The following is a 22,436-nucleotide window of genomic DNA, read 5'->3' as shown; positions in this document are numbered from 1 at the left end:
GTGCGCTGAGCGTGCGCATTATAGGGAGTAAACAATGATGGTCAAGCACTTTGCCGTGGAGCTTTCAATCGAAAGCCGGCTGTCGCGAGAATCAAAACCCTAGAATGCAAAATGGCGGAGAAGGGGGGATTCGAACCCCCGACACCCTTTTGAGGTGTACTCCCTTAGCAGGGGAGCGCCTTCGGCCACTCGGCCACCTCTCCGCAACACGGGGCGCATCATACCCATCTTTGCCCCGTTTGCAAAGCCAAAAATTACAGAAAAATTAGTGGCTTGGTTCCTGATCCTTCTCTTTCTGGATCCGCTGGTAAATCTCCTCGCGATGCACCGCTACCTCCTTGGGTGCATTCACACCGATTCGAACTTGGTTCCCCTTCACACCCAACACAGTGACAGTCACATCGTCACCCACCATCAGGGTCTCTCCGACCCGGCGAGTCAGAATCAGCATTCCTTTCTCCTTAAAACGGATTCAGTCAGTAAGCAGTCTGCAAAATAAAAGACGGATAATGCTCCGTGAAACGTTTACGAACACCTTCCACCAGCTATTGACCTGCAAGCAAGGCGCTAAAGTTCCTCGAATACCTGCCAACACGACAGAAGGCGCGTACTAGACACGCCTTCTGTGATTCACTCGGCGGTGTTGCTAGCCGGCGCATCCAGCTCGAATGCGGTGTGCAGGGCACGAACGGCGAGCTCAAGGTATTTTTCCTCGATGACCACCGAAACCTTGATCTCGGAAGTAGAGATCATCTGGATGTTGATGTTCTCCTTCGCCAGCGCCTCGAACATCCGACTCGCCACACCTGCATGAGAACGCATGCCAACCCCGACGATCGACACCTTGGCGATGTCCGTGTCGCCGATGACTTCGCGCGCGCCCATCTCGCTCGCGATGGTATGCAGTACTTGCAAGGCACTGTTGTAGTCGTTGCGATGAACAGTGAAAGTGAAATCGGTGGTGTTATCGTGGGCGACGTTCTGCACGATCATGTCAACCTCGACATTGGCGGCACTGATCGGACCAAGGATCTTGAACGCCACACCAGGAGTGTCCGGCACTCCACGGATAGTCAGCTTGGCTTCATCACGATTGAAGGCGATGCCGGAGATGATGGGCTGTTCCATGGATTCCTCTTCATCAAGGGTAATGAGGGTACCCGGACCCTCTTGAAAACTATGCAACACGCGCAGGGGCACACTGTATTTGCCGGCAAACTCGACCGCTCGGATCTGTAGCACCTTGGAACCCAGGCTGGCCATTTCCAGCATTTCTTCGAAGGTGATCTTGTCCAGACGCTGGGCCTTGGCAACCACCCGCGGATCGGTGGTATAGACGCCATCCACATCGGTATAGATCTGGCACTCATCGGCCTTGAGCGCAGCAGCCAGGGCGACACCAGTGGTGTCCGAACCGCCACGACCGAGGGTGGTGATGTTGCCCTTCTCGTCAACGCCCTGGAAGCCGGCGACCACAACCACCCGACCGGCCTTGAGATCCTGCTGGATACGTTGCGCATCGATTTGCAGGATGCGCGCTTTGGTATGTGCGCTGTCGGTCAGGATACGCACCTGATTTCCGGTATATGACACCGCCGGAACGCCCCGCTTGATCAGCGCCATAGCCAGCAGCGCGATGGTCACCTGCTCACCGGTGGAGACCATCACATCCAGCTCGCGTGCCACCGGTTGATCGCTGATCTGTTTGGCCAGATCGATGAGACGGTTGGTCTCGCCACTCATGGCCGAAACCACCACGACGATGTCATCCCCGCCTTCGCGGAACTTCCTGACCTTCTCGGCCACCTGCTCGATACGCTCGACGGAGCCGACCGAGGTGCCACCAAACTTCTGTACGATCAAAGCCATCTCATAGCCGCCTAAGCCCGACATGGGCTGTCATTGAACTGTTCAGCCTTCACGCACTGCCAAGCACTCGGCTTGCGCATGATGCAGGCGCCCTACCGGCCTCAGAGCCCTTGCTCGACGAACGACGCAGCAAGCCCCAGTGCGTCGTCGAGCTTGCCCGGATCACTGCCGCCCCCCTGAGCCATATCCGGCCGACCACCACCCTTGCCTCCTACTGCCGCAGCTGCTTGCTTCATCAAGTCTCCCGCCTTGAGTCGGCCAGTAAGATCCTGGGTCACGCCTGCCACCAGCACCACTTTGTCGTCCTGCACGCCGCCCAACAGGATGACCGCACTGCCGAGCTTGTTCTTCAGCTGATCGACCAATGCCAACAGCGCTTTGCCATCGAGACCATCCAAGCGCGCCGCGAGTACACGTGCGCCCTTGATCTCCACCGCCGAACTGGCGAGATCATCGCCCGCCGCACTGGCGGCCTTGGCCTTCAGCTGCTCCAACTCCTTCTCCAGCTGGCGATTGCGCTCGAGCACGCCGACAAGCTTATCCAGCAGGTTGTCGCGACTGCCCTTGACCAGATTCGCCGCCTCTTTCAGCTGCTCTTCGGCATCGTTCAAATAAGCCAGAGCCTGAGCCCCGGTGACCGCCTCGATCCGCCGTACGCCAGCTGCCACACCACCTTCGCTGGTGATCTTGAACAGACCGATATCGCCCGTGCGCGACACATGAGTACCGCCACACAGCTCCACGGAGAACCCGCCGCCCATCGTCAGCACTCGTACGGAGTCGCCATACTTCTCGCCGAACAAGGCCATGGCGCCCTTGGCCTTGGCGGTGTCAATGTCGGTTTCCTCGATTTCCACCGCGGTGTTGCGGCGAATCTCGGCATTGACCTTGTCTTCCAGCGCCTTGAGCTGCTCGGGCTTGATCGCCTCGAAGTGACTGAAATCGAAACGCAGGCGCTGGCTGTCGACGAGCGAGCCCTTCTGACTGACATGCTCGCCGAGAATCTGGCGCAACGCAGCGTGCAGCAAGTGAGTCGCCGAGTGGTTGAGTGCGGTGGCCTGACGGACCGAGGCATCAACTATGGCCTCGACATTGGCGCCAACACACAGGCCGCCGCAGTCGAGGATGCCGTGGTGCAGGAAGGCGCCACCGGCCTTGCTGGTATCACGCACATCAAAGCGCAGTCCGTCGGCGGCAAGGTAGCCACAATCACCGATCTGGCCGCCAGATTCAGCGTAGAACGGCGTCTGATCGAGAACCACCACGCCCTCCTCACCAGCACTCAGGCTGTCCACTGCCATGCCTTCCTTGAACAGCGCCAGCACCTTGCCGTTGCCGAAGGTCGCCTGGTAACCGATGAAGCGTGTTTCGCCCTCGACCTTGACCAGGCTGTTGTAGTCCATACCGAAGGCGCTGGCCGAACGAGCGCGCTCACGCTGCGCCTGCATCTCGCGCTCGAAGCCTTCTTCGTCGAGGGTCAGTTCGCGTTCGCGGGCGATGTCACCGGTCAGGTCCACGGGGAAACCGTAAGTGTCGTACAGCTTGAAGACCACCTCGCCGGGGATGACGCTGCCGTTCAGTTCCGCCAGATCCTGCTCGAGAATCTTCAGGCCCTGCTCCAGCGTCTTGGCAAACTGCTCCTCCTCGGTCTTCAGTACACGCTCAATGTGCGCCTGCTGCTGCTTCAGCTCGGGGAACGCGTCGCCCATTTCGGCCACCAGCGCAGCCACGATGCGATGGAAGAAACTTCCCTTCGCGCCCAGCTTGTTGCCATGCCGGCACGCTCGCCGAATGATCCGACGCAGCACATAGCCGCGACCTTCGTTGGACGGCGTCACTCCATCGGCGATCAGGAAACCGCAGGAGCGGATATGGTCGGCGACCACCTTCAGCGAAGCCTGACCTTCATTGGTGCAACCGATGGCTTCCGCCGCCGCGTTCAGCAGGCTCTGGAACAGGTCGATTTCATAGTTCGAGTTGACATGCTGCAGCACTGCACTGATGCGCTCCAGGCCCATGCCGGTGTCCACGCTCGGCGCCGGCAGCGGGTGCAGCACGCCGTCCGCGGTGCGGTTGAACTGCATGAACACGTTGTTCCAGATCTCGATATAGCGGTCGCCGTCCTCTTCCGGCGAGCCGGGCGGGCCGCCCCAGATGTGCTCACCGTGGTCAAAGAAGATCTCGGTACACGGGCCGCACGGGCCGGTATCACCCATCGCCCAGAAGTTATCGGATGCGTAAGGAGCGCCCTTGTTATCGCCGATGCGGACCATGCGCTCGGCCGGCACGCCGACTTCCTTGGTCCAGATGTCGTAGGCCTCGTCGTCACTGGCGTAGACGGTGACCCACAGTTTCTCGGCCGGCAGATTCAGCCACTTCGGCGAAGTGAGGAATTCCCAGGCATAGGTGATGGCGTCGCGCTTGAAATAGTCGCCGAAACTGAAATTGCCGAGCATCTCGAAGAAGGTGTGGTGACGCGCGGTGTAGCCAACGTTTTCCAGGTCGTTGTGCTTGCCGCCGGCACGCACGCACTTCTGGCTACTGGTCGCGCGGGTGTAGGCGCGCTTCTCCAGCCCGAGGAAGCAGTCCTTGAACTGATTCATCCCGGCATTGGTGAATAGCAGGGTCGGATCGTTCGCCGGAATCAGCGAACTGGAGGCCACGCGTGTATGGCCCTTCTCTTCGAAGAAGCGGAGGAAGGCTTCACGGATTTCTGCGCTTTTCATAGATTTCTTCCAGAGGACTGCGGCCGAACGGCTGCAAAACGGTAGCGCGAGGCGACGCCACCGCAAGCCGGTTCGCAACTACCCAAACGGATAGCCGGCAAAGGGCCGCATTATATCGGCCCCGCGCGCCGGGTATAGGGGATAAATACGATTGAAGCAACCCATTTGACAGGCGACGTTCGTGCCTATGGGGCTGAGATCTCTCAGCGCAGCAGTGGCGTACCGAGAACCTTGGAGCCGCCACCCAGCAATGCCGAGGTAATGTCGATGATATCGTCGGTGCTGACCTTATCCAGGCGCATCAGCCCACGGCTGACGTCGTCCAGCGAGTGCCGCCCCTTGCTGCGCTGACGGATCTCCCGATCCAGCTCCTGCAACAGCAGAACCGCACGCGCGGTGACCGCGCCGCTGGCACGCTCGGTTCGCAAGCTCGTGACATCGCGGCTCCAGGCACTGAGATGCTCGCGCACGGCCTGGTAACGGTCTTCGCTCATGCCACCGGCGCGCCTCATCAGCTCGATGGCGTAGTACTCGGCGAGCCCCTCACTGATCCAGTCGCTGCGATCGGCGTCGCTGATGCGGCTGAACACGTGCACCAGCTCGTGGATCAGAGAACTGGTGCCGTTCTCGCTGACCAGCGGACGATCGGCGTGCATATACAACGAGTTCGGAGCGGACAACCCACCACGCCACATCGGATCACCCGCGCCGACGATCAGCAGCTTGGCGGGATCACGCGGAAATACATTCTGCAGCTCCGGCCAGACGAAGGTCAGCAGGGTCAGAATGTCCATGCGCCGCATTCCCTCGCCCACCGGCGCCGCAACCGTGACATCGGTTTCCCCGAGACGGGCACGACGAGTGCCAAGCTTGCCAGCGAGCATCCAGCCGGTAGGGCGATCGAGCAGACGCTCTGGATTGTCGATGCGAAAACGATTCTTGCCGATTCGGGGCCAGCCGGTTTCTACACTCTTCCAGCCCTCGGGCAGCTCGAAGCTCAGGCGCGACACCAGCTTCACACCATCGAGCTGATCGAGTCGCGCCGCAGGCACCAGGTCGTCGCCACGAAAAAGCGCCCAATCCGGGGTCATCCGCGCGTCGAAACGACCATTGTCGCGAGGGTGGCTGATTCGTACTCGATAGGTCAGCTGCGATTTGCCCTTGCCCGGCCGCCAGCTACCGCGCTCCGGCGACTCCTGCACCCATTCGCCATCGCCCTGAAAGTCGCTGTAGTAGCCTTCGTTACCCAGATTCAGATCGAGGCTGCGAATCACCTCGCCCTTTTCCAGCGTCACTTGCACCTCGGCCTGGTCCTGCTCCGGCAGAAAACGCACTCGATAGTCGAGATCGACCCGCTGTGCAGCCAGCGCCGGAGCGGTACTCAGCAACAGAGCGGCAAACAGGGAAAGCGGGCGAACGGGCATCGGACAGAACTCCAGACTGGGCTTAACTAGGGCGACGCCGAGCAGGCGCTGATTCAACCGGCGCGAAAAATCAGGTGATCTTCCCAATCCTCTTCCGCGACGCTGCCTTCGGCCAGCATCCGCCCGGCTTGCGAGATCCGCTCGACATGCACTGCCTCACGATCACCGCAGACGAGATGGTGCCAGAGCGGCAGATCCTTGCCCTCGGCGACCAGGCGATAGGCACAGGTTGGCGGTAGCCATTTGAACTGCGCGGCGTCCAGGGGACTGAGTTGAATGCAATCCGGCACGCTGGCGCGTCGGTTGGGGTAGTCGCTGCACCGACAGCTGTCGAGGTCGAGCAGCTTGCAGGCGATACGTGTGTAGTAGACGCTGCCGTCCTCTTCGTCCTCGAGCTTCTGCAGGCAGCACAGTCCGCACCCATCGCAGAGCGACTCCCACTCATCGGAATCGAGCGCGGCAAGGGTTTTACGCTTCCAGAAGGGTTCGACTTTGGCGGCCATGACGGTGACATTCCAATCAAAGCGTCAAGTCTAGTCATTGCGTGGATGCGGGCCAAGCACGGCCAGACGGCGAGCGGTCAGGTAGCCCCGTGGGCGCGGCTGCCTGACCGCCAGTCGCTTCACTGCTTGTCGAGCATCTCGCGATGACTGCGCATCTGCTCGAGCATCTGCTCCATGTGCTGGATGCGCATATCGAGCATTTCCTTGGTGGGCGCTCCCGTCATGCGCCCACCTGGCATCATGCCCTTGCCACCTTTCATGCCCATGCCGGCGCCGCCGCTGCCCGCCATAGGGCAACCGCCCATCATGCCGAAGCCGGGCTGCATGCTCTGCCAGTGCTCGGCCTGCAACTTCTGCCGCTCCTGCGGGGTTTTCGCCGACTGCCAGGCCTGCCGGTATTCCTGCATCTGCTGCCAGTGCTTCTGCCAGACCGCATTGTCATCGACAGGTGGAGCATCCTGCGCCTGGACCGTCAACGCCAGCGCGGCGAACAAGGAACCGAGTAAACACGATCGAATATTCATAAGCAGCCTCCTTCATTCAGCTCACTAGAGCATAGGCCGACGCGCAGGAAGTACTCGATTTCCGATCACCCTGGACTGCATTGCGTTGTCACATCGGGTCGTTCATGCGCAACAGCTCTTCCGGCAGATGCTCGATGTACTCGTCCTCGGCGGGCGGCATCTGCAGGTGATAGCCCTGCTTCTCTATATTGGCGAGCACCTTGCCGATGTCTTCCCGCGCCAGTTGACGTTCCGGCGTCAGTACCAGCTCGAAGGCGAGCTGCGGCGGCCCGAACGCGGCAAGCAGCCCCTCGGGCACCCGTTTGAGTGCGTCACGCTTGTCGACATACAGGTACATCTCGTTCTTGCGCGGACTTTTATAGATGGAGCAGATGCATTTCATGATGGCGATTTTTCCAATGCGTCGAGCAATGCCTGCCCCATGCGCTCACGGCGCCAGCCGCGCAGCGAATCCGGAAGGACATAGGGGCCGTTGGGGTAGCCGCTTTTCAGCAGCGCTTCGAGAATCTTCTTGCGCAGCATGAGCTCCGGCGCGATATCCAGCTCCGCCGCCAGACGCTGACCGACGGCGCGCAGCTTCTTGAGCACGGACGAGGCCTCCAACGGCAACGGCTCAGGCAGGACGGCAGGCCAGTTGTGCTCGGGCGTAGACGCTGCCTGGCGAATCAGTTCCAGCAGGGTTTCACCGTCCTGGCGCACGCTGCGCGGATGCATGTCCTCGATACGCGCCAGCGCCACCAAATCCTTCGGCTGCGTGCGGGCCAGCGGCCACAGGCTCGCCTCGCGCAGTACGCGGTTACGCGGCTGATTGCGCGCACGCGCCTGCCGTTCGCGCCAGGCGGTCAGCGCGCGCAATACGGCCAGCTGTTGTGGCTTCAAACGCCAGGCCTGCTTGACTTCGCGATAAGCCTCGTCCGGATCGGTCTCGCGCTGCAGATTGGCAACCAGTTCGGCACCGTCTTCCAGTACCCAGTGGCGCTTCTCTTCGGAGAGCCTCGGCAGCAGGGCTGCATAGAGCTCGGCCAGGTGCTGCACATCCTCCGCGGCGTAGCGCACCTGCATCTCGCTGAGCGGGCGTTGCAACCAGTCTGAGCGGGTTTCGTCCTTGGGTAGTTCAAGACCCAGCACCGCCTGCACCAGCCGCGAGTAGCCCATGGAAAAGCCAAGGTTGAGGTAACCCGCCGCCAGCTGCGTATCGAACAGCGGTGTGGGCAGGCTAGCGGTCAGACGCGACAGCACCTCCAGATCCTCGCTGCAGGCATGCAGCACCTTGACCACCGCCGCGTCCTGCAGCAGACCGGCGAATGGCTGCCAGTCGCTCACCGCCAGCGGATCGATCAGATAGGCACGACGCCCGTCGCCGACCTGCACCAGGCCAGCGATCGGATAGAAGGTGTCCACACGCATGAATTCGGTGTCCACAGCCACGAAAGGCAGCTGCCGCCATTCGGCGCACAGGCGGGCCAGATGAGCATCATCCAGGACCCATTGAGTTTCTATGGCCACACGGCACTCCTTGATTCGGCTGACGACCGGCGCACGGCCGAACGAGTGGCGCAGTATATATCCTGACTACGGCTCTCCGGGCATTCATGGGGCGTGCGCAGCCTGCTAGTGTGTACGACTCATTTCCGTCTGGAGCCGCGCTATGCCCCTCGCCCAACTCATCAGCCCGCAACAACTGGCCGAACGCCTGCAGCAGCCCCAGCTGCGCGTACTCGATTGCCGCTTCGCTCTGGAAGACCCCGCTTACGGAAGGCGAAGCTTCGCGCAAGCGCACATTCCCGGGGCGCACTTCGCCGATCTGGAAGAGGACCTTTCCGGCCCGGTGATCAAGGGCCAGACCGGCCGTCACCCGTTGCCCGAGGCCGCAGCGCTGGTCGCCCGGCTGCGCAGCTGGGGCATCGACAACGACAGCCAGATCGTGCTGTATGACGACGGTCCCGGCGCATTCGCCGCCCGCGCCTGGTGGCTGCTCGCCTGGCTGGGCAAGCGCGAGGACGTATTTTTGCTCGACGGTGGCTTCAAAGCCTGGAAAGAAGCCGGCCTGCCGCTCAGTGATCAATCGGCGACGCAACAGCCCGGACATTTTTCCGGAACGCCGGACGAAGGGCTGATCATCGAGGCAGAGCAGCTGCTCGCAGCGCTCGACCAGCCACTGCTGGACGCCCGTGCCCTGCCGCGCTTTCGTGGCGAGGTCGAACCCATCGACCCGGTTGCGGGACACATTCCGGGAGCGATCTGCCTGCCGTTCACCGACAATCTTGCCGCGGATGGCCGCTTTCTCAGCCCCTCACAGCTGCGCCAGCGCTTTTCACCGCTGCTGGAAGGCAGAGCCAGCGAACAGGTCATCGCCTACTGCGGCTCCGGCGTCACCGCCTGTCACAACCTGTTCGCGCTCTGCCTGGCGGGCTATCCACTGGGACGCCTGTATCCCGGCTCGTGGAGCGAATGGATCACCGACCCGCAACGGCCGATTGCCTGAGTCCGCGGCAAGCCATACTCGAAAATGACCAGTCAGTCAGGAACCGAATAAGCAGTTTTACAGAAAATCAACCATCAATCCTGTAATTTCACGACCAATCGTCGTGGTATTTACGAAAAATTGCACTCTTTCATTTGCGACTCGTCAGAAAAAGTTGCTAGGTTCCGACCCGTTTTTTCTGAGGAGTACAACAATGAAAACAAGATGGTTGAAGACTGCTCTCGCCCTGGCCGTCGGCGCAATGTCCGGCCAGGCGATGGCCGCCGGCTTTGCCCTGAACGAGCAGAGCATCAGCGGCATGGGCACTTCTTTCGCTGGCCGCTCTTCTTCGGCTGACGACGCGACCACCCTGTTCGGCAACCCGGCCGGCATGTCCCGGCTCAAGCGCGACGAAGTCAGCGTCGGCGCTGCGGCGATCAAGGCCAACACCGATATCAAAGATGCTTCCGGCTCTTTCACACTGGGCGGTGCGATCAACGGCCCGACTACCGGTAGCAACGACGGCGACATGGTGCCTGCCACGGCGGTGCCGATGGGTTATTACGTCAACCCGATTGACGACAAGTGGGCGGTCGGTGTCGGCTTCTATGTGCCATTCGGGCTGGCGACAGACTACGAAAGCGGCTTCCAGGGTCGTTACTTCGGCGACTACAGCGAAGTGACGGTAATGACCGTACAGCCCACCGTCAGCTACCGGTTCAACGACAAGCTGTCGATCGGCTTCGGCCCGACCCTCAACCGCATCACCGGCGAGCTGCAGAGCGCATCGCCGAGCATGGCGGGTGACGGTCGCGTGAAGGTCAAAGGCGATGACACCGCCGTCGGTTTCAACGCGGGCGTACTCTACGAGTTCACACCGCACACGCGCATGGGCGTGACCTATCACTCCAAGGTCGAGTACACCCTCGAAGGCGACACCAAGATCACCGGCGCGGGCTTCGGCGCGGCGAATGGCAGCAAGTACGATGCATCGCTGGATCTCACCACCCCGGAATCGGTCGACGTCTCCCTCACCCATGACTTGAACGACCGCTGGACCCTTTACGCGGGTGCCATGTGGACACGCTGGAGCCGCTTCGAGGCGATCATCATCGAGAACGAGGGAGTTCCCGTTCCTCTGCAAGGCAATCTGGCCCCCATCATCGAGGAGCAAGACTGGCACGACACCTGGTCCTACGCGCTGGGCGCCGCCTACAAGCTGAACCAGCAGTGGACCCTGCGTACCGGCCTCGCCTTCGACCAGAGCCCGACCAACAACACTCACCGCTCGCCGCGTATCCCTTCCGGCGACCGTACTGCAGTGAGCTTCGGTCTGGCTTGGGACCCGACCGAAGACGTCACGGTGGATCTGGCCTACTCCTACCTATGGGAAGAGGACACCAAGGTCAACCGGAGCAAGTCTTATCAGAACGGAGCGTTGGTACAAAACTACAACGCCACCTACGAAAACAGCGCCCACGGTTTCGGCGCTTCGTTGAGTTACCGCTTCTGATGCAAAAAAGCCCCGGTCCTGCCGGGGCTTTTCGTTTCAGCGCTGCAACGCCTCCTCCACCGCCGCCAGCAACTGCGGATCATCCGGTTTCACCTTGCTGGAAAAGAACGCCACCACCCGCCCTTGGCGGTCCACCACGTACTTGTAGAAGTTCCAGCGCGGCGCCCGCCCGGCCTGTTCGGCGAGTTCGCGGAACAGTGGCGTGGCATCGCTGCCGCGTACCGGCTGGGTCTGGGTCATGGTGAAGGTCACGCCGTAGTTCACGTAACACACCTCAGCCGTCTCGGCCTCGTCGTCGGACTCCTGAAAGAAATCGTCCGACGGCACGCCCAGCACTTCCAGCCCATCGTCCTTGTAACGCTGATAAAGCGCTTCGAGCCCCTTGAACTGGGGCGTGAAACCGCAGTGACTGGCGGTGTTGACTACCACCAGCGCCTTACCCTGGAACTGCTGGCAAAGATCGATGGTTTCCTTCGAGCGCAGTTTGGGCAGTTCATGCTGCAACAGTGCCGGGCATTCGCCGGCCACCACTGGCACTGTAGGCCACACAAGTGCAAGCGCGCCGATGAGCGTGAGGACCTTCATGGCGAGTCTCCCGTGTCGGTATGCCCGTCACGCTACTCCGCCAGTGCTCACCGGACAATCTCCCAGATGACCGGCGTAGCGCCGGGTCATCTGCCCGCCACCGAGATCAGAGCCGGAAGCGCCCAACCAGCTGATTGAGTTGCGTCGCCAGGCGAGCCAGCTCGTCGCTGGCCACCGAGGTCTGCTGCGCACCGGTGGCGCTCTGCTCGGAAATGTCGCGAATCGCCACCAGATTGCGGTCGACTTCGCGTGCGACCTGCGCCTGCTCCTCGGCCGCGCTGGCGATGACCAGGTTCATCTCGTTGATCTGCCCGACCCGCTCGGCGATCAGGCTCAGCGCCTGGTCTGCCTCGTTGGCGATGGTCTGACTGCGTACGGCGAATTCGCTGCTCTGCTGCATGTCGCGCACCGACTGCTCGCTGGCGGCCTGGATCGCCCCGATCATCCGTTCGATTTCCTGCGTCGAGCTCTGCGTGCGCTGCGCCAGGTTGCGCACCTCGTCGGCGACCACGGCAAAGCCGCGCCCGGCCTCGCCGGCCCGTGCCGCTTCGATGGCCGCATTGAGCGCCAGCAGATTGGTCTGATCAGCAATCGAACGGATCACATCGACGACCTGGCCGATGCTCGCCGCCTCTTCGGCCAGGCGGCTGACGGTACTGGCAGTCTCGTTCAGCTTGCCGCTGAGCTGGTCGATGGTCTCGCGGGTGGCGGTGACCTGCTGGCGTCCGGCGGCGGCGACCGTCTCGGCGTCGCGGGAAGCGTCGGAGGTGCGGTTGGCGTTGCCAGCCACCTCATCCACCGCTGCGGACATTTCGGTGACCGCCGTGGCAGCCATCTGCACTTCTTCGTTCTGCTGATGGATTCCCTGAGCCGTGTGCTCGGTCACCGCGTGCAGTTCCTCGGCGGCGGACGCCAGCTGAGTGGCGGAGCCCTGAATGTCCTGCAGGGTGTCATGCAGGTTGGCCTGCATCTGCCGGATAGAGCGCTGCACCTCGGTGATCTCGTCGCGCCCGCGACATTCGATGGTGCGACTGAGATCGCCAGCAGCCACAGCGGCAGCGGCCTGCTTCAACTCCTCCAGCGGTCGGCTGATGCTGCGCAGCAGCACCGTAGCAAACACCCCGCCGCCGATCAGCAACGCCAGCAACAGGCCGATATTGAACAGCCGGTTGCGCTGATAGAGCGCCAGTGCGCGATCGTACTCGCTGTGCGCCTCACCCAGCTGCAGTTCGATCAGGTCGCTGAAGCCGGTGGAGAGCGGATCGATCAGCGGGTACAGGTCGTTGATGACGAACGCCGCCAGCCGCTTCTCGCTATGCCGGTCGAGAGTACGTTCCAGACCATCGAGCGGCTCGTCGGCCGCCTTCATCAGCCCTTCGATGTGCACCGCCAGCTGGCGCTCGGCCTCGATCAGCTCGGTATTCATGTACCCGCCCCAGATACGGCGGATCTCCGCACGGGCCGCGCGTACATCGTCGCGCGCTTGCGCATAGCTGAGCATGCCGCTGCGCGCCTTGTGGGTCGCGTCGACGATCTTCACGGCGTACAGGTCGGCAATCAGCTTGAGATCGCGCAGCGGCACCACGCGGTCGAGGTAGACGGTATTGAGTCCGGCGACGCTACGCTGCTGCGCGTTCAGCCCGGTCAGACCGATGATCAGACAGGCCGTCAGCATCGCTCCGACCAGAATCAGCAGACGGGCCCGGATAGTCAGTTGCTGCATCATTCGTTGGTTTCCGTATGGCGTGCCGCCTCCAAGAGGCGACAGTTGGCAAGTAAGGCGTATGTTCGAAAGACTTCAGGCCAGGTCACAGGCGGCCGGCACGACCCCGTTGCGGGACCCTGCGTGTTCTGGTGCGACGGATCAGGGCTTGTTGTTGGAAATCCCCGGAAGATGGCTTGCCGTGCCCTCAAGGCCAAATGCCAGCAAGCGTTCTGCTATCGGCCGGGTGCTGCGGCTCTTTAGCCTGAACGGCCTATAAAGCCCGCGCCAGAGCCTCCGCACCGCAATGGTGCAAATTCCAGGCGTGCGCAACTGGACGAGCCACGCCCCGATGCGCACATTGATGCAGGAAACCACGCCCGCTGACGCGGCTCCAATAAGCCACGCCCATCAGCAAATCAGCCCAGGAGCGCATCGATGCCAGACCTGTCTGCCTTTCCCATCACCCGCAAATGGCCTGCCGCCGACCCCAGTCGCCTGCAGCTCTACTCCCTGCCGACGCCCAATGGCGTGAAGGTCTCGATCATGCTCGAGGAGACCGGGCTGCCCTACGAGGCGCACCGCGTGGAGTTCGAACGCAACGAGCAGCTTTCCCCCGAGTTCCTTTCGCTCAACCCGAACAACAAGATTCCGGCGATCATCGACCCCAACGGCCCCGGCGGACAGCCGATGCCGCTGTTCGAATCCGGCGCGATTCTGCTTTATCTCGCCGAGAAGACTGGCCAGCTGCTCTCGCACGATGCCGCCGAGCGCTACCAGACGATCCAGTGGCTGATGTTCCAGATGGGCGGAATCGGCCCGATGTTCGGCCCGCTCGGCTTCTTCCACAAATTCGCCGGCAAGGAGTACGAGGACAAGCGTCCACGCGACCGTTACGTCGCCGAATCCAAACGCCTGCTCGCCGTCCTCGAGCAACGCCTGGAACATCGCGAGTGGATCATGGGTGACAGCTACAGCATCGCGGACATCGCCATCTTCCCTTGGGTACGCAACCTGGTCGGCTTTTATGACGCCGGTGAGCTGGTGGGCATCAAACACTTCGCCAACGTCAATCGGGTGCTGGAGGCGTTCCTTGCCCGCCCGGCAGTGATCCGCGGTCTGCAGATACCCAAGCCGTCCTGAAGTCCGCACGGGCGAGCGCTTTCGACCGCTCTACTGCGCAGACTGTGCGCCACTGCACAGCATCAGGATTTGCAGGTGGTACTTTCGCGCCCCTCAATTTCCAGCAAGGGACCTGTCGTGAAAACGCTCATCCAGACCGCCGCTCTGGCACTCGCCGCGACCATCACCACCAGCACGTTCGCCAACGACGGTGCCACGCAGGTTCACGGCGTGCCGTCCAAGACCCTCGCCGAGGCCGTGGCCAACTTCTCCGAATACAACCAGCGGCTGGCCAAGGCAGTGGCCGAGGCACCGACACCCGAGCGCCTGCAGGAAATCCACGAGCTGACATACACGCTGCAGACCGCGCTGGAGAAGATCAACGAAGAGATGGACGGCCTGACGGACACCCTGGAAGAGATCCACATCAGCTCGGAAGCCCAGCAAGCGGACGAGGTCCAGGAATACGCCGCCGACTACCTGAAAACCGCACGCACCGTGATCAAGTAAGCGCTCGCTTGCATGCGAAAAGCCCGCCGCTCTGGCGGGCTTTTTCGTTGGTGCAGCAGCCAGGCGCCTCGTCAGGGCTCGACGGGCAGGATGTCGAACCCAACGTCGTTGCCGCTGACCACGCGGAACTCCAATGTCTGCGCCGGTACGACCTGCGCCAGCTTCTCGCGGCGCAGGCTGAGCTTGCCGCACAGCGTGTCATCCAGCGGATCGGTACCGATGCTGACGATCCGCGCCCCCGCCGGTACCTGAAAACTCACCCGCTCACCGACATGAATGCGCGCCGCCAACTCGCGGTCGATCAGCACAGCGATATAGCAGCCGCCGCCGCGCCAGCCGAAATCTCGCGTCACCACCACCTCGCCGGCATTCTCCAACGGTTGCTGATAAGCCAGTACCCGCTCGGCCGGCACCGGTTCGATGTCCTCCGGATCGGGTTGCCAGGAGGAGCAGCCCGCCAGGAACAACAGGGAGATCAAGCCGGGCAACACGCGCATAGGACATTCCTTGGAAGATAACCATCGAAGCGTGAAAGCCTAGGCCATGCGGCGGCGTCTGGCACGCACGGAACCCAGCTCCGCCGCAGCTGCGCGACTTCCCAAGCGCCGCCTAGCTCGGCTCATCGGAGCCATCGATGCCGAGGATGTCCATGTCATCGGGCCGCACCTCCGGCTCGAGATCGTCCACCTCCGCTCGTGGCGGTGCCTGCGCTGGCCGCTCTTCTTCGAAGTCCGGGTCCTCGCCGGGACTCTTCTCGCCGGCATCGGTCATGGTCACATCAGGCTCTTCGCCCGGTTGTTCTTCGCTGGAATGCATGGCTGCCTCGCGGTCTTCCGATTGAATGGCTGTTAGCGAGTGTAGGTCGCAAACGGCGCGGTGTTCGCACGAGCCGGCTGCCGACGGTCTGAAGCCGGGCACCAGCTACGAATCTCGCACCAACGGCTACGACTAAAGTTCTACGGCCGCGTACCGATACTCCCTGATGTATCGAGCATTCATTCCCCCGTCCCCTATCGCTCGGTCAGGAGATAACTTGCAGTCGCCTCGAGCTCAAATCGCCTCGCAACTCGGCCTGGCCCTTGCGCTGATTCTTGCTGTCGTCATTACCGGAAGCACCCTCTTTGCGCTTCGCTCGCTGGATGCAGCCAACCTGCACACCCGTGAGCAGCATCTGGCCAGTGAAGCCAGGCTGCTTGCCGATCAGCTGAGCACCTTCCACGGCACCCTGCGCGAGAGCACCCAGCGCCTCAGCGGCCTCTTCGAAAAACGCTTCGCCGCTGGGCTGCAGCTTGTGGAAGAAGAACAGATCGACGTGGGCGGCACGCCAACGCCGGCCCTTCTTCACGACGGCTTGCCGCTGAACAACGATTTCACTCAGGTCGATGACTTTCGCGAGATGACCGCCGGAGTCGCCACGGTGTTTGCCCGCAAAGGCGACGACTTCGTGCGGGTCAGCACATCGGTCACCAAGCAGGACGGCAGCCGTGCCATCGGCACCCTGCTCGATCGCCTACACCCGGCGTATCGCCTGCTGTTGGACGGCAAGCAGTACATCGGCCGCGCTTTCCTGTTCGATCGTCATTACATGACGCAATACACGCCGGTCGCCGACGCCCGGGGACGCGTGATCGCGGTGCTCTTCGTCGGCTTCGATTACACCGACGCGCAGCGGGCGCAGTTCGATGACCTGGCGCGTTTTCGCATCGGCGAAACCGGTTCGCTCGCGCTGCTCGACGAGCAGCAGCAGTGGCTGGTACCACCCGCTGGCCTGAGCCTGGCGGAACAGGCCGCGCCCAAAGCCGCGGAACTGGGTCGACACAGCGGTAGCGGCCAGTACTGGAAGGATGGCGACGCCGACATCTACAGCGTCGGCGCGATGTTCGAAGGCGGCCCCTGGACCGTGGTGGCCAGCATGCCAGTCAAGGAGATACGCGAAGTCACCTGGAGCGTCGGCACCCGTCTGGCCATCGGCAGCTTGCTGGCCATGCTCCTGGCGGTTGCTGCCACCATCTGGCTCCTGCGCCACAAGCTAAGACCACTGGCCGCGGTGGTACAACAGGCACAGGCGCTCGGTGCCGGTGATCTCAGCGTGCGCCTGCCGGTGCGCAGCAATGACGAGATAGGCCAGTTGGCCGACAGTTTCAACCGGATGGGTGATGCGCTGTCGGGCATGGTCGCACGCATCCGCGGTGCGTCGGGCGAAGTCAGCCAGCGTGCGCAGCTGCTCGCTGGGCTTTCCAGCGGCGCCAACGAAGGCATGGAACAGCAGTCCGGCGAGATCACCAGCATGGCCGGCGCGGTGGAGGAGTTCAGCGCCACCTCGCTGAACATCGCCGACAACATGCGCGACACCCAGCAAGTGGCTCGCGCCAACGCCGAGCAGACTCGCGTCGGCCGCGCCGCCATGGATGAGGCGTCCGATGCCCTGGCGCAGATCGCCACGGCGCTGAGCGGCACGGCCCGCGTGGTGGAGAGCCTGGATAAGCGCTCGCAGGAAATCGGCAGCATCGTTGGCGTGATCACCGCCATCGCCGAGCAGACCAACCTGCTCGCGCTCAACGCGGCGATCGAAGCGGCACGGGCCGGCGAACAGGGCCGCGGATTCGCCGTGGTCGCCGACGAAGTCCGCAGCCTCGCCTCGCGCACCCGCGAAGCCACCGACCGCATCACCAGTATGATCAGCCAGATTCAGGCCGAAACCGGCAATGCCATGAGCACCATGGAGCTGGGGCAACAGCTGATGGACGAAGGCCTGCAGCGCAACGTCAAAGTAGCCGAAGCGCTGGCGCTGATCGATGAGCAGAGCCGCAGCACGGACGAGCAGTTCAGCGCCATCAGCACCGCCACGCAAGAGCAGAGCAGTACCGCCACCCTGCTCAGCAGCAACCTGCAGAGCATCGCGCTGACCAATCAGGAGCAGCGCGAAGTGGTCGCCAACCTGGCCGGAACCGCCGGCGAACTCGACAAGCTGGCAGCCGAGTTGCGTACTCAGGTCGATCGTTTCCGCGCCTGAAACTAAGCCGGAAATCCCGCCTGCGGCGCTGACCTGCATCAGCGCTGCAGGCGGCACATGCGACTACGCTTCCGATTGCGCTGCCCGGGCGGCTCCACCACACTGCCCACTCACACCCAACCGCAGTCGGAGATTCCATGCAGACACTCACCCCACAATCCCGCGCGGCCATTCTCGAAAACCCGGACGCCCTGGAATGCACCCTGTACCGCCCCGACGAATACGACGAGGAAGCGGAAGAGCAGGACCTCGGAGACGCGCGCATCATCATCACCGGCCCCTTTGAAGCGCCAGCCGAATGGGATGCCAAGGATCGAGACGACTACTTCGACGGCACCGCGCCGGAAGCTTTCATCACCGCCCGCATCGCCTGCCAGGCGGCACCCGATTCCGGCGTCTACTTCACGGCTGTGCCCGGCGATTACGCCGCCGTGACCGAACGCCCGGGCAAGGTATCGATGTTCTACGTCTGGGACTGCCTGAACGATGCCGAAGGCCAGTACGTGCTGATCCGCGAGGAAGAGGACGACGAGGTCTGATTCAACGTCGGCGATCACATTCACCGGGCGAGTTCCGGTGAATGTGGCAGGCGACATCCGCCCTACCGATGTACCTCGTACCCAGGATGGACTACGGCGCAACCTTGTCCACGCGAGCAGCAGCATCGACCCGGCCCAAGTCGCCGAGCGAACCATTTCTGCAGTTGCACCCCGACTAGCCCGAGCGCTTTTCGAGCCGCGTAGTTGCGCTTTTAATGCACGCGCCGACCTCATCGCGCTGCTTCGCTGTCTACCCGGTAGACACCCCTTCGCTCCCATACGACGAGGACCTGCATGCGTTCCTTGATCAGCGCCTGGCAATCACCGGTTTCGCGGATGAAGCTGGTCGCCGGCCTTCTGTTACTGCTGGCCGCCCTGCTCTACATCGTGGCGACACGCCTGGAAGCCAGCCATCCGGCCTGGGGCTATGCCGCCTCCTTCGCCGAAGCGGCGATGGTCGGCGCGATCGCCGACTGGTTCGCCGTCACCGCGCTGTTCCGCCACCCGCTGGGCCTGCCGATCCCGCACACGGCCATCATCCCGCGCAGCAAGGCGCGCATCGGCCGGAACCTGTCCAGTTTCATCACCACGCATTTCCTCGCCACACCATTGGTGCTGGCCAAACTGCAGGAGCTCGACATCGCCTCGCGCCTGGCCAGCTGGCTGCGTCACCCGAGCAATGCCGAAGCGGTCGGCCGCCGGCTCACCGGCGTCGCGCATTTCGGCATCGCCGCGCTACATGACGAAAGGGTGCGCGCCTTCGTCGAAGCCAAGGTGATCGGCCGCCTGCGCAAGTTCGACCTCGCCCCGCCGCTGGCCCAGGCTTTGCGCGTGCTGACCAGCCAGGGCCGGCATCAGGCGATGCTCGACGAGCTGCTGATCCGCCTCGACTCGATCATGCAGGACGAAGAAACCCGCGCGCTGGTGGCCGACGCCATCAGCCGCGAGATCCGCACGCTGCGCTATCTCGGCCTGAGCCGACCGGTGAGCGGCTGGTCGGCGAACAAGTTCGTCGACGGCCTGTCCGCGCTGATCGCCGAGATCGCCGCCGATCCCGAGCACCTGATCCGCCAGCGCTTCGATGAGCACGTCGGCGAATACATCGAGCGCCTCGAACAGGACCCGAAGTACGCCCTGGAAGTCGAGCGCATCCTCACGCAGCTACTGGAGCACCCGGCCACCAGCGCCTACTTCGCCAATCTCTGGGCGGAACTGACGGTCTGGCTGGAAAGCGATCTGGCCAGCGACGAATCGCGCATCGGCCGGCGCATCGTCAGTCTCTGTCGCGGCCTCGGCGACGGCCTGGCCGCGGACGAATCCATGCGCAACTGGATCAACGAACAGCTGCTGGCCGCAGCTCCCGGCCTGCTGGAACGCTACCGCGGACAGATCGGCGCCTATATCGCCGAACGCGTGGAGAACTGGGAAAGCCGCGAGTTGGTCGAGCAGTTGGAGCAGAGCGTCGGCAAGGACCTGCAGTACATCCGCATCAACGGCACCCTGGTCGGCGGGCTGGTCGGTCTGGTGCTGCATGCGCTGACGCAGCTGGCGGCCGGCTGAATGCCGCTCAGGCGCTGCGCTGACGCTCGCTGAGCGGGCTGAGACTGGCCGGCCCAGCGCAGCGCAAGGTCGCCGGGACGCCGCTCAGGTACCACAGGCGATTGGCCAGATCGTCGGCATCGCGCGGATCGTGGGTCACGCAGATCATCGCCATGTCCGGGTGCCGATCGAGCAGGCGGGCGATCAGACCGCGCAGCTCGGCGGTGCGCTCGGCATCCAGCGAGGCGAAGGGTTCGTCGAGCAGCAACAGATCCGGCTTGATCGCCAGGCAGCGCGCCAGTGCCGCCCGGCGCGCCATGCCCAGCGAGAGCTGATCCGGCAGGCTGTCAGCCGCGCCACTCAGCCCGACCTCGGCCAGCAGCCGCTCGATGTCCGCCGCGTCCGCGCCGACCAGCGCCAGGTTCTGCCGCACCGTGCGCCACGGCAGCAGGCGATGCTCCTGAAACAGGTAGCCGACGCGCAAACCGGCGCGCTGGTCGATCATCGGCCGCAGCTGCGGATCGAGTCCGGCGATGGCGTTGAGCAGCGTCGTCTTGCCGACACCGGACGGCCCGAGCAAACAGATGCGCTCGCCTTCGCGCACCTGCGCATCGATCGCGCCCAGCACGGGGTGACGGCCATCCAGGCGCAGCTCAAGCATGGCGCACACCCGCTTCGCGCCAGGACGAGGCACGCCGCTCCAACGGCTGCAACAGCGCCAGTTCGATCAGCTGGACCACGGCGATGAAGGCCAGGCTGTAGGCGAGGATGCTCGCCACGTCGAACACCTGAAAGGCCATGTGCAGCTGAAAGCCGATGCCATCCGAACGCCCGAGCAGTTCGACCACCAGGACGATCTTCCAGATCAGCGCCAGCCCACCGCGGGTGGCGGCCATCAGGTAGGGAAACAGCTGCGGCAGCCAGACATGGGCGATGCGCTGCCAGCGCGTGAAGCGGTAGACCAGCGCCATCTGTTCCAGCTTGGGATCGATACTGCGTGCGCCTTCGCGCACGGTGACGGCCACGTTCGGCACCTTGTTGATCACCACCGCCAGTACCGCCGCCGCTTCCACCAGGCCGAACCAGACGTAGAGCAGGATGATGGTGACCAGCGCCGGCAGGTTGAGGAACAGCACCAGCAGCGGATCGAGCGCCGCATTGGCCAGCCGCGAGCGGCCCATCCACACGCCTAGCAGCGTGCCCAGCGCCATCGCCAGTACGAAGGCGAACAGCACGCGGCGCAGGGTTACCAGCAGATGTTCGGGCAGTTCACCGCTCTGCGTGGCCCACCAGAAGGTGTCGAGCACGGCGGCCGGACTCGGCAACAGCGGCGTCTGCACGACCAGCGCAATCAGCGTCCAGAGTGCCACCGCACATGGCAGGGCGATCCAGCAGGCCCAGCGCGAGCCGTTCATGGCGTGCTCTGGAACGACGCGGCCGGCATCAGTTTCGCCGGATCGGCCCCGGTGAGGATCAGCAGTCGCTGCAGGTCGGCGATACGCCCCTCATCCAGCGGCTGCGGGATGCCGGCGAGGAAACTGTCGCGCAGCGCGGCGAACACGCCATCCTCGTCGGCACGCATCAGCGGCCGCAGCGCCTGCCAGTGTGCCGGCTCAGTGGCGAGCTCGTGCTTGGTCTGGCCCAGCGCCGTGGCGAAGCGCTGCAGCAGCGCCTCATGCTCGACCGCCCAGGATTCGGCGAACAGATAGCCGAGCACCGGCAGGTCAGGGTCGAGTTCCAGCGACTGCAGCAGATCGGCCAGGGCGAACGCCACCTGCACCCCGCCCTCGCCACGCATGCGCGCGGAGAAATGCCAGAAGGTCAGCAGCGCATCCACCTGACCGCGGCGCAGCGCCTGGCTGAGCAGGGGCGGTGCGGCGTATTGAACAGTCACCTGTTTGGCCAGATCGATCCCGTCCTGGGCCGCGGCATGCTGCAGCAACTGCCAGCCCAGCCCGTCCGGCCCGCCAGCGACACCGATGCGCTTGCCACGCAGGTCGGCCAGCGTGCGGATGGCGCTGCCTTCGGGCACCAGCACTTCACCGATCTGTGAGGAGAACGGCACGTAGCGATAGGCCGTGCCGGCCTGGTAACGCGCCTGCGCCCAGAGCAAGTCGCTCACCGCGCCGTCGACGCTGCCACTGGTCAATGCCAGTCGCGAGGCCGGCACATCGGCGACCAGCCGCACCTTCAGCTCGAAACCGTTGGCACGGTCCAGTCCCTGACGCTTGAGATGCTCGAGCTCCCAGTGCGGCGTGCCGAATTGCAGCACGCTGAGGGTCAACACCGGCAGCTCCTGCGCCTGCGCCCACAGTGGCAGCAGCACCAGCGCCAGCAGCGCACGGCGAGTGCGCAGAATGAACGGAGTGAGGAAGGGCAATGAAAGCATCATGCCCGCAGGGT

Annotated in this window: 22 protein-coding genes and 1 tRNA gene; 7 read left to right on the top strand and 16 right to left on the bottom strand. The window is 63.3% G+C overall.

Features of this window, described 5'->3' with window-relative positions:
• Positions 1 to 112: 112 nt before the first annotated feature.
• From N8H22_RS16115 to rnd, 9 genes are all read right to left on the bottom strand, one after another.
• Positions 113 to 203, bottom strand: a tRNA-Ser gene (locus N8H22_RS16115).
• Positions 204 to 265: 62 nt separating this feature from the next.
• Positions 266 to 451, bottom strand: coding sequence for a carbon storage regulator CsrA (gene csrA / locus N8H22_RS16110; RefSeq protein WP_003283978.1), 186 nt, complete (start codon positions 449 to 451; stop codon positions 266 to 268).
• Between the two features lie 179 nt (positions 452 to 630).
• On the bottom strand, positions 631 to 1,869 hold the full coding sequence (locus N8H22_RS16105) for an aspartate kinase (RefSeq protein ID WP_264591529.1): 1,239 nt from the start codon (positions 1,867 to 1,869) through the stop codon (positions 631 to 633).
• A 101-nt stretch (positions 1,870 to 1,970) separates the two neighbouring features.
• Positions 1,971 to 4,595 (bottom strand): alanine--tRNA ligase, encoded by a 2,625-nt coding sequence (alaS, locus tag N8H22_RS16100; protein WP_264591528.1) that lies wholly within the window; start codon positions 4,593 to 4,595, stop codon positions 1,971 to 1,973.
• A 203-nt stretch (positions 4,596 to 4,798) separates the two neighbouring features.
• Positions 4,799 to 6,019, bottom strand: a complete 1,221-nt coding sequence (locus N8H22_RS16095; protein ID WP_264591527.1) for a hypothetical protein — start codon at positions 6,017 to 6,019, stop codon at positions 4,799 to 4,801.
• A 53-nt stretch (positions 6,020 to 6,072) separates the two neighbouring features.
• Entirely contained in the window at positions 6,073 to 6,522 is a 450-nt protein-coding gene (locus N8H22_RS16090; RefSeq protein WP_264591526.1) for a YcgN family cysteine cluster protein, read from the bottom strand.
• Positions 6,523 to 6,641: 119 nt separating this feature from the next.
• Positions 6,642 to 7,046 carry a hypothetical protein gene (locus tag N8H22_RS16085; RefSeq protein ID WP_264591525.1) on the bottom strand — a complete coding sequence of 135 codons (405 nt, stop codon included), beginning with the start codon at positions 7,044 to 7,046 and terminating at the stop codon, positions 6,642 to 6,644.
• Positions 7,047 to 7,134: 88 nt separating this feature from the next.
• Complete coding sequence (locus tag N8H22_RS16080; RefSeq protein ID WP_264591524.1) at positions 7,135 to 7,428, bottom strand: YcgL domain-containing protein; 294 nt, start codon at positions 7,426 to 7,428, stop codon at positions 7,135 to 7,137.
• Positions 7,425 to 8,552 (bottom strand): ribonuclease D, encoded by a 1,128-nt coding sequence (rnd, locus tag N8H22_RS16075; protein WP_264591523.1) that lies wholly within the window; start codon positions 8,550 to 8,552, stop codon positions 7,425 to 7,427. The genes N8H22_RS16080 and rnd overlap by 4 nt, the downstream gene beginning before the upstream one ends.
• Before the next feature lie 142 nt (positions 8,553 to 8,694).
• Between rnd and N8H22_RS16070 the strand changes: the two genes are divergently transcribed.
• Positions 8,695 to 9,531: a sulfurtransferase gene (locus N8H22_RS16070; protein WP_264591522.1), complete on the top strand. Its 837-nt coding sequence runs from the start codon at positions 8,695 to 8,697 to the stop codon at positions 9,529 to 9,531.
• Positions 9,532 to 9,724: 193 nt separating this feature from the next.
• A complete protein-coding gene (locus N8H22_RS16065; RefSeq protein WP_264591521.1) occupies positions 9,725 to 11,023 on the top strand; it encodes an OmpP1/FadL family transporter in 1,299 nt (432 codons plus the stop codon).
• Positions 11,024 to 11,059: 36 nt separating this feature from the next.
• Here N8H22_RS16065 and N8H22_RS16060 read toward each other — a convergent pair whose 3' ends face one another.
• On the bottom strand, positions 11,060 to 11,608 hold the full coding sequence (locus N8H22_RS16060; RefSeq protein ID WP_264591520.1) for a glutathione peroxidase: 549 nt from the start codon (positions 11,606 to 11,608) through the stop codon (positions 11,060 to 11,062).
• 106 nt (positions 11,609 to 11,714) lie between these two features.
• Positions 11,715 to 13,334, bottom strand: coding sequence for a methyl-accepting chemotaxis protein (locus tag N8H22_RS16055; RefSeq protein WP_264591519.1), 1,620 nt, complete (start codon positions 13,332 to 13,334; stop codon positions 11,715 to 11,717).
• Between the two features lie 414 nt (positions 13,335 to 13,748).
• Between N8H22_RS16055 and N8H22_RS16050 the strand changes: the two genes are divergently transcribed.
• Together N8H22_RS16050 and N8H22_RS16045 are read left to right on the top strand one after the other, a co-directional pair.
• Positions 13,749 to 14,453, top strand: a complete 705-nt coding sequence (locus tag N8H22_RS16050; protein ID WP_264591518.1) for a glutathione S-transferase N-terminal domain-containing protein — start codon at positions 13,749 to 13,751, stop codon at positions 14,451 to 14,453.
• Positions 14,454 to 14,570: 117 nt separating this feature from the next.
• On the top strand, positions 14,571 to 14,942 hold the full coding sequence (locus N8H22_RS16045) for a DUF6746 family protein (protein WP_264591517.1): 372 nt from the start codon (positions 14,571 to 14,573) through the stop codon (positions 14,940 to 14,942).
• Between the two features lie 71 nt (positions 14,943 to 15,013).
• Here N8H22_RS16045 and N8H22_RS16040 read toward each other — a convergent pair whose 3' ends face one another.
• The gene (locus tag N8H22_RS16040; RefSeq protein ID WP_264591516.1) at positions 15,014 to 15,439 is read right to left on the bottom strand and encodes a 3-isopropylmalate dehydratase; all 426 of its coding nucleotides are present in this window, start codon (positions 15,437 to 15,439) and stop codon (positions 15,014 to 15,016) included.
• Between the two features lie 112 nt (positions 15,440 to 15,551).
• Positions 15,552 to 15,758, bottom strand: a complete 207-nt coding sequence (locus tag N8H22_RS16035) for a hypothetical protein (protein ID WP_264591515.1) — start codon at positions 15,756 to 15,758, stop codon at positions 15,552 to 15,554.
• A 217-nt stretch (positions 15,759 to 15,975) separates the two neighbouring features.
• Here N8H22_RS16035 and N8H22_RS16030 point away from each other — a divergent pair, with 217 nt between their 5' ends.
• The 3 genes from N8H22_RS16030 (at position 15,976) to N8H22_RS16020 (ending at position 20,054) form a co-directional block, all read left to right on the top strand.
• Positions 15,976 to 17,955: a methyl-accepting chemotaxis protein gene (locus N8H22_RS16030; protein ID WP_264591514.1), complete on the top strand. Its 1,980-nt coding sequence runs from the start codon at positions 15,976 to 15,978 to the stop codon at positions 17,953 to 17,955.
• 137 nt (positions 17,956 to 18,092) lie between these two features.
• Positions 18,093 to 18,494 (top strand): hypothetical protein, encoded by a 402-nt coding sequence (locus N8H22_RS16025; RefSeq protein ID WP_264591513.1) that lies wholly within the window; start codon positions 18,093 to 18,095, stop codon positions 18,492 to 18,494.
• Positions 18,495 to 18,788: 294 nt separating this feature from the next.
• Positions 18,789 to 20,054, top strand: a complete 1,266-nt coding sequence (locus N8H22_RS16020; protein ID WP_264591512.1) for a DUF445 domain-containing protein — start codon at positions 18,789 to 18,791, stop codon at positions 20,052 to 20,054.
• Between the two features lie 7 nt (positions 20,055 to 20,061).
• On the opposite strand, the gene N8H22_RS16015 is transcribed toward N8H22_RS16020, so the two are convergent.
• The 3 genes from N8H22_RS16015 to N8H22_RS16005 are packed head-to-tail and all read right to left on the bottom strand — an operon-like array spanning position 20,062 to position 22,425.
• Positions 20,062 to 20,694 carry an ATP-binding cassette domain-containing protein gene (locus N8H22_RS16015; RefSeq protein WP_264591511.1) on the bottom strand — a complete coding sequence of 211 codons (633 nt, stop codon included), beginning with the start codon at positions 20,692 to 20,694 and terminating at the stop codon, positions 20,062 to 20,064.
• Complete coding sequence (locus N8H22_RS16010; RefSeq protein WP_264591510.1) at positions 20,687 to 21,448, bottom strand: ABC transporter permease; 762 nt, start codon at positions 21,446 to 21,448, stop codon at positions 20,687 to 20,689. Before N8H22_RS16010 ends, N8H22_RS16015 begins: the two co-directional genes overlap by 8 nt.
• On the bottom strand, positions 21,445 to 22,425 hold the full coding sequence (locus N8H22_RS16005; protein WP_264591509.1) for an ABC transporter substrate-binding protein: 981 nt from the start codon (positions 22,423 to 22,425) through the stop codon (positions 21,445 to 21,447). The genes N8H22_RS16010 and N8H22_RS16005 overlap by 4 nt, the downstream gene beginning before the upstream one ends.
• Between the last annotated feature and the right edge of the window lie 11 nt (positions 22,426 to 22,436).

The sequence above is a fragment of the Stutzerimonas sp. S1 genome (assembly GCF_025966695.1).
GTDB lineage: Bacteria > Pseudomonadota > Gammaproteobacteria > Pseudomonadales > Pseudomonadaceae > Stutzerimonas.
This window is presented reverse-complemented; position numbering and strand designations above follow the sequence as displayed.

Bases quoted from the DNA above. Each gene is read 5' to 3' on its own strand.
- N8H22_RS16040 (WP_264591516.1), bottom strand. From the start codon at position 15,439: ATGCGCGTGTTGCCCGGCTTGATCTCCCTGTTGTTCCTGGCGGGCTGC.
- alaS (WP_264591528.1), bottom strand. From the start codon at position 4,595: ATGAAAAGCGCAGAAATCCGTGAAGCCTTCCTCCGCTTCTTCGAAGAG.
- csrA (WP_003283978.1), bottom strand. From the start codon at position 451: ATGCTGATTCTGACTCGCCGGGTCGGAGAGACCCTGATGGTGGGTGAC.
- N8H22_RS16065 (WP_264591521.1), top strand. From the start codon at position 9,725: ATGAAAACAAGATGGTTGAAGACTGCTCTCGCCCTGGCCGTCGGCGCA.
- N8H22_RS16010 (WP_264591510.1), bottom strand. From the start codon at position 21,448: ATGAACGGCTCGCGCTGGGCCTGCTGGATCGCCCTGCCATGTGCGGTG.
- N8H22_RS16090 (WP_264591526.1), bottom strand. From the start codon at position 6,522: ATGGCCGCCAAAGTCGAACCCTTCTGGAAGCGTAAAACCCTTGCCGCG.
- N8H22_RS16070 (WP_264591522.1), top strand. From the start codon at position 8,695: ATGCCCCTCGCCCAACTCATCAGCCCGCAACAACTGGCCGAACGCCTG.
- N8H22_RS16060 (WP_264591520.1), bottom strand. From the start codon at position 11,608: ATGAAGGTCCTCACGCTCATCGGCGCGCTTGCACTTGTGTGGCCTACA.
- N8H22_RS16025 (WP_264591513.1), top strand. From the start codon at position 18,093: ATGCAGACACTCACCCCACAATCCCGCGCGGCCATTCTCGAAAACCCG.
- N8H22_RS16005 (WP_264591509.1), bottom strand. From the start codon at position 22,425: ATGATGCTTTCATTGCCCTTCCTCACTCCGTTCATTCTGCGCACTCGC.
- N8H22_RS16050 (WP_264591518.1), top strand. From the start codon at position 13,749: ATGCCAGACCTGTCTGCCTTTCCCATCACCCGCAAATGGCCTGCCGCC.
- N8H22_RS16095 (WP_264591527.1), bottom strand. From the start codon at position 6,019: ATGCCCGTTCGCCCGCTTTCCCTGTTTGCCGCTCTGTTGCTGAGTACC.
- N8H22_RS16035 (WP_264591515.1), bottom strand. From the start codon at position 15,758: ATGCATTCCAGCGAAGAACAACCGGGCGAAGAGCCTGATGTGACCATG.
- N8H22_RS16055 (WP_264591519.1), bottom strand. From the start codon at position 13,334: ATGATGCAGCAACTGACTATCCGGGCCCGTCTGCTGATTCTGGTCGGA.
- N8H22_RS16015 (WP_264591511.1), bottom strand. From the start codon at position 20,694: ATGCTTGAGCTGCGCCTGGATGGCCGTCACCCCGTGCTGGGCGCGATC.
- N8H22_RS16085 (WP_264591525.1), bottom strand. From the start codon at position 7,046: ATGAATATTCGATCGTGTTTACTCGGTTCCTTGTTCGCCGCGCTGGCG.
- N8H22_RS16080 (WP_264591524.1), bottom strand. From the start codon at position 7,428: ATGAAATGCATCTGCTCCATCTATAAAAGTCCGCGCAAGAACGAGATG.
- N8H22_RS16105 (WP_264591529.1), bottom strand. From the start codon at position 1,869: ATGGCTTTGATCGTACAGAAGTTTGGTGGCACCTCGGTCGGCTCCGTC.
- N8H22_RS16020 (WP_264591512.1), top strand. From the start codon at position 18,789: ATGCGTTCCTTGATCAGCGCCTGGCAATCACCGGTTTCGCGGATGAAG.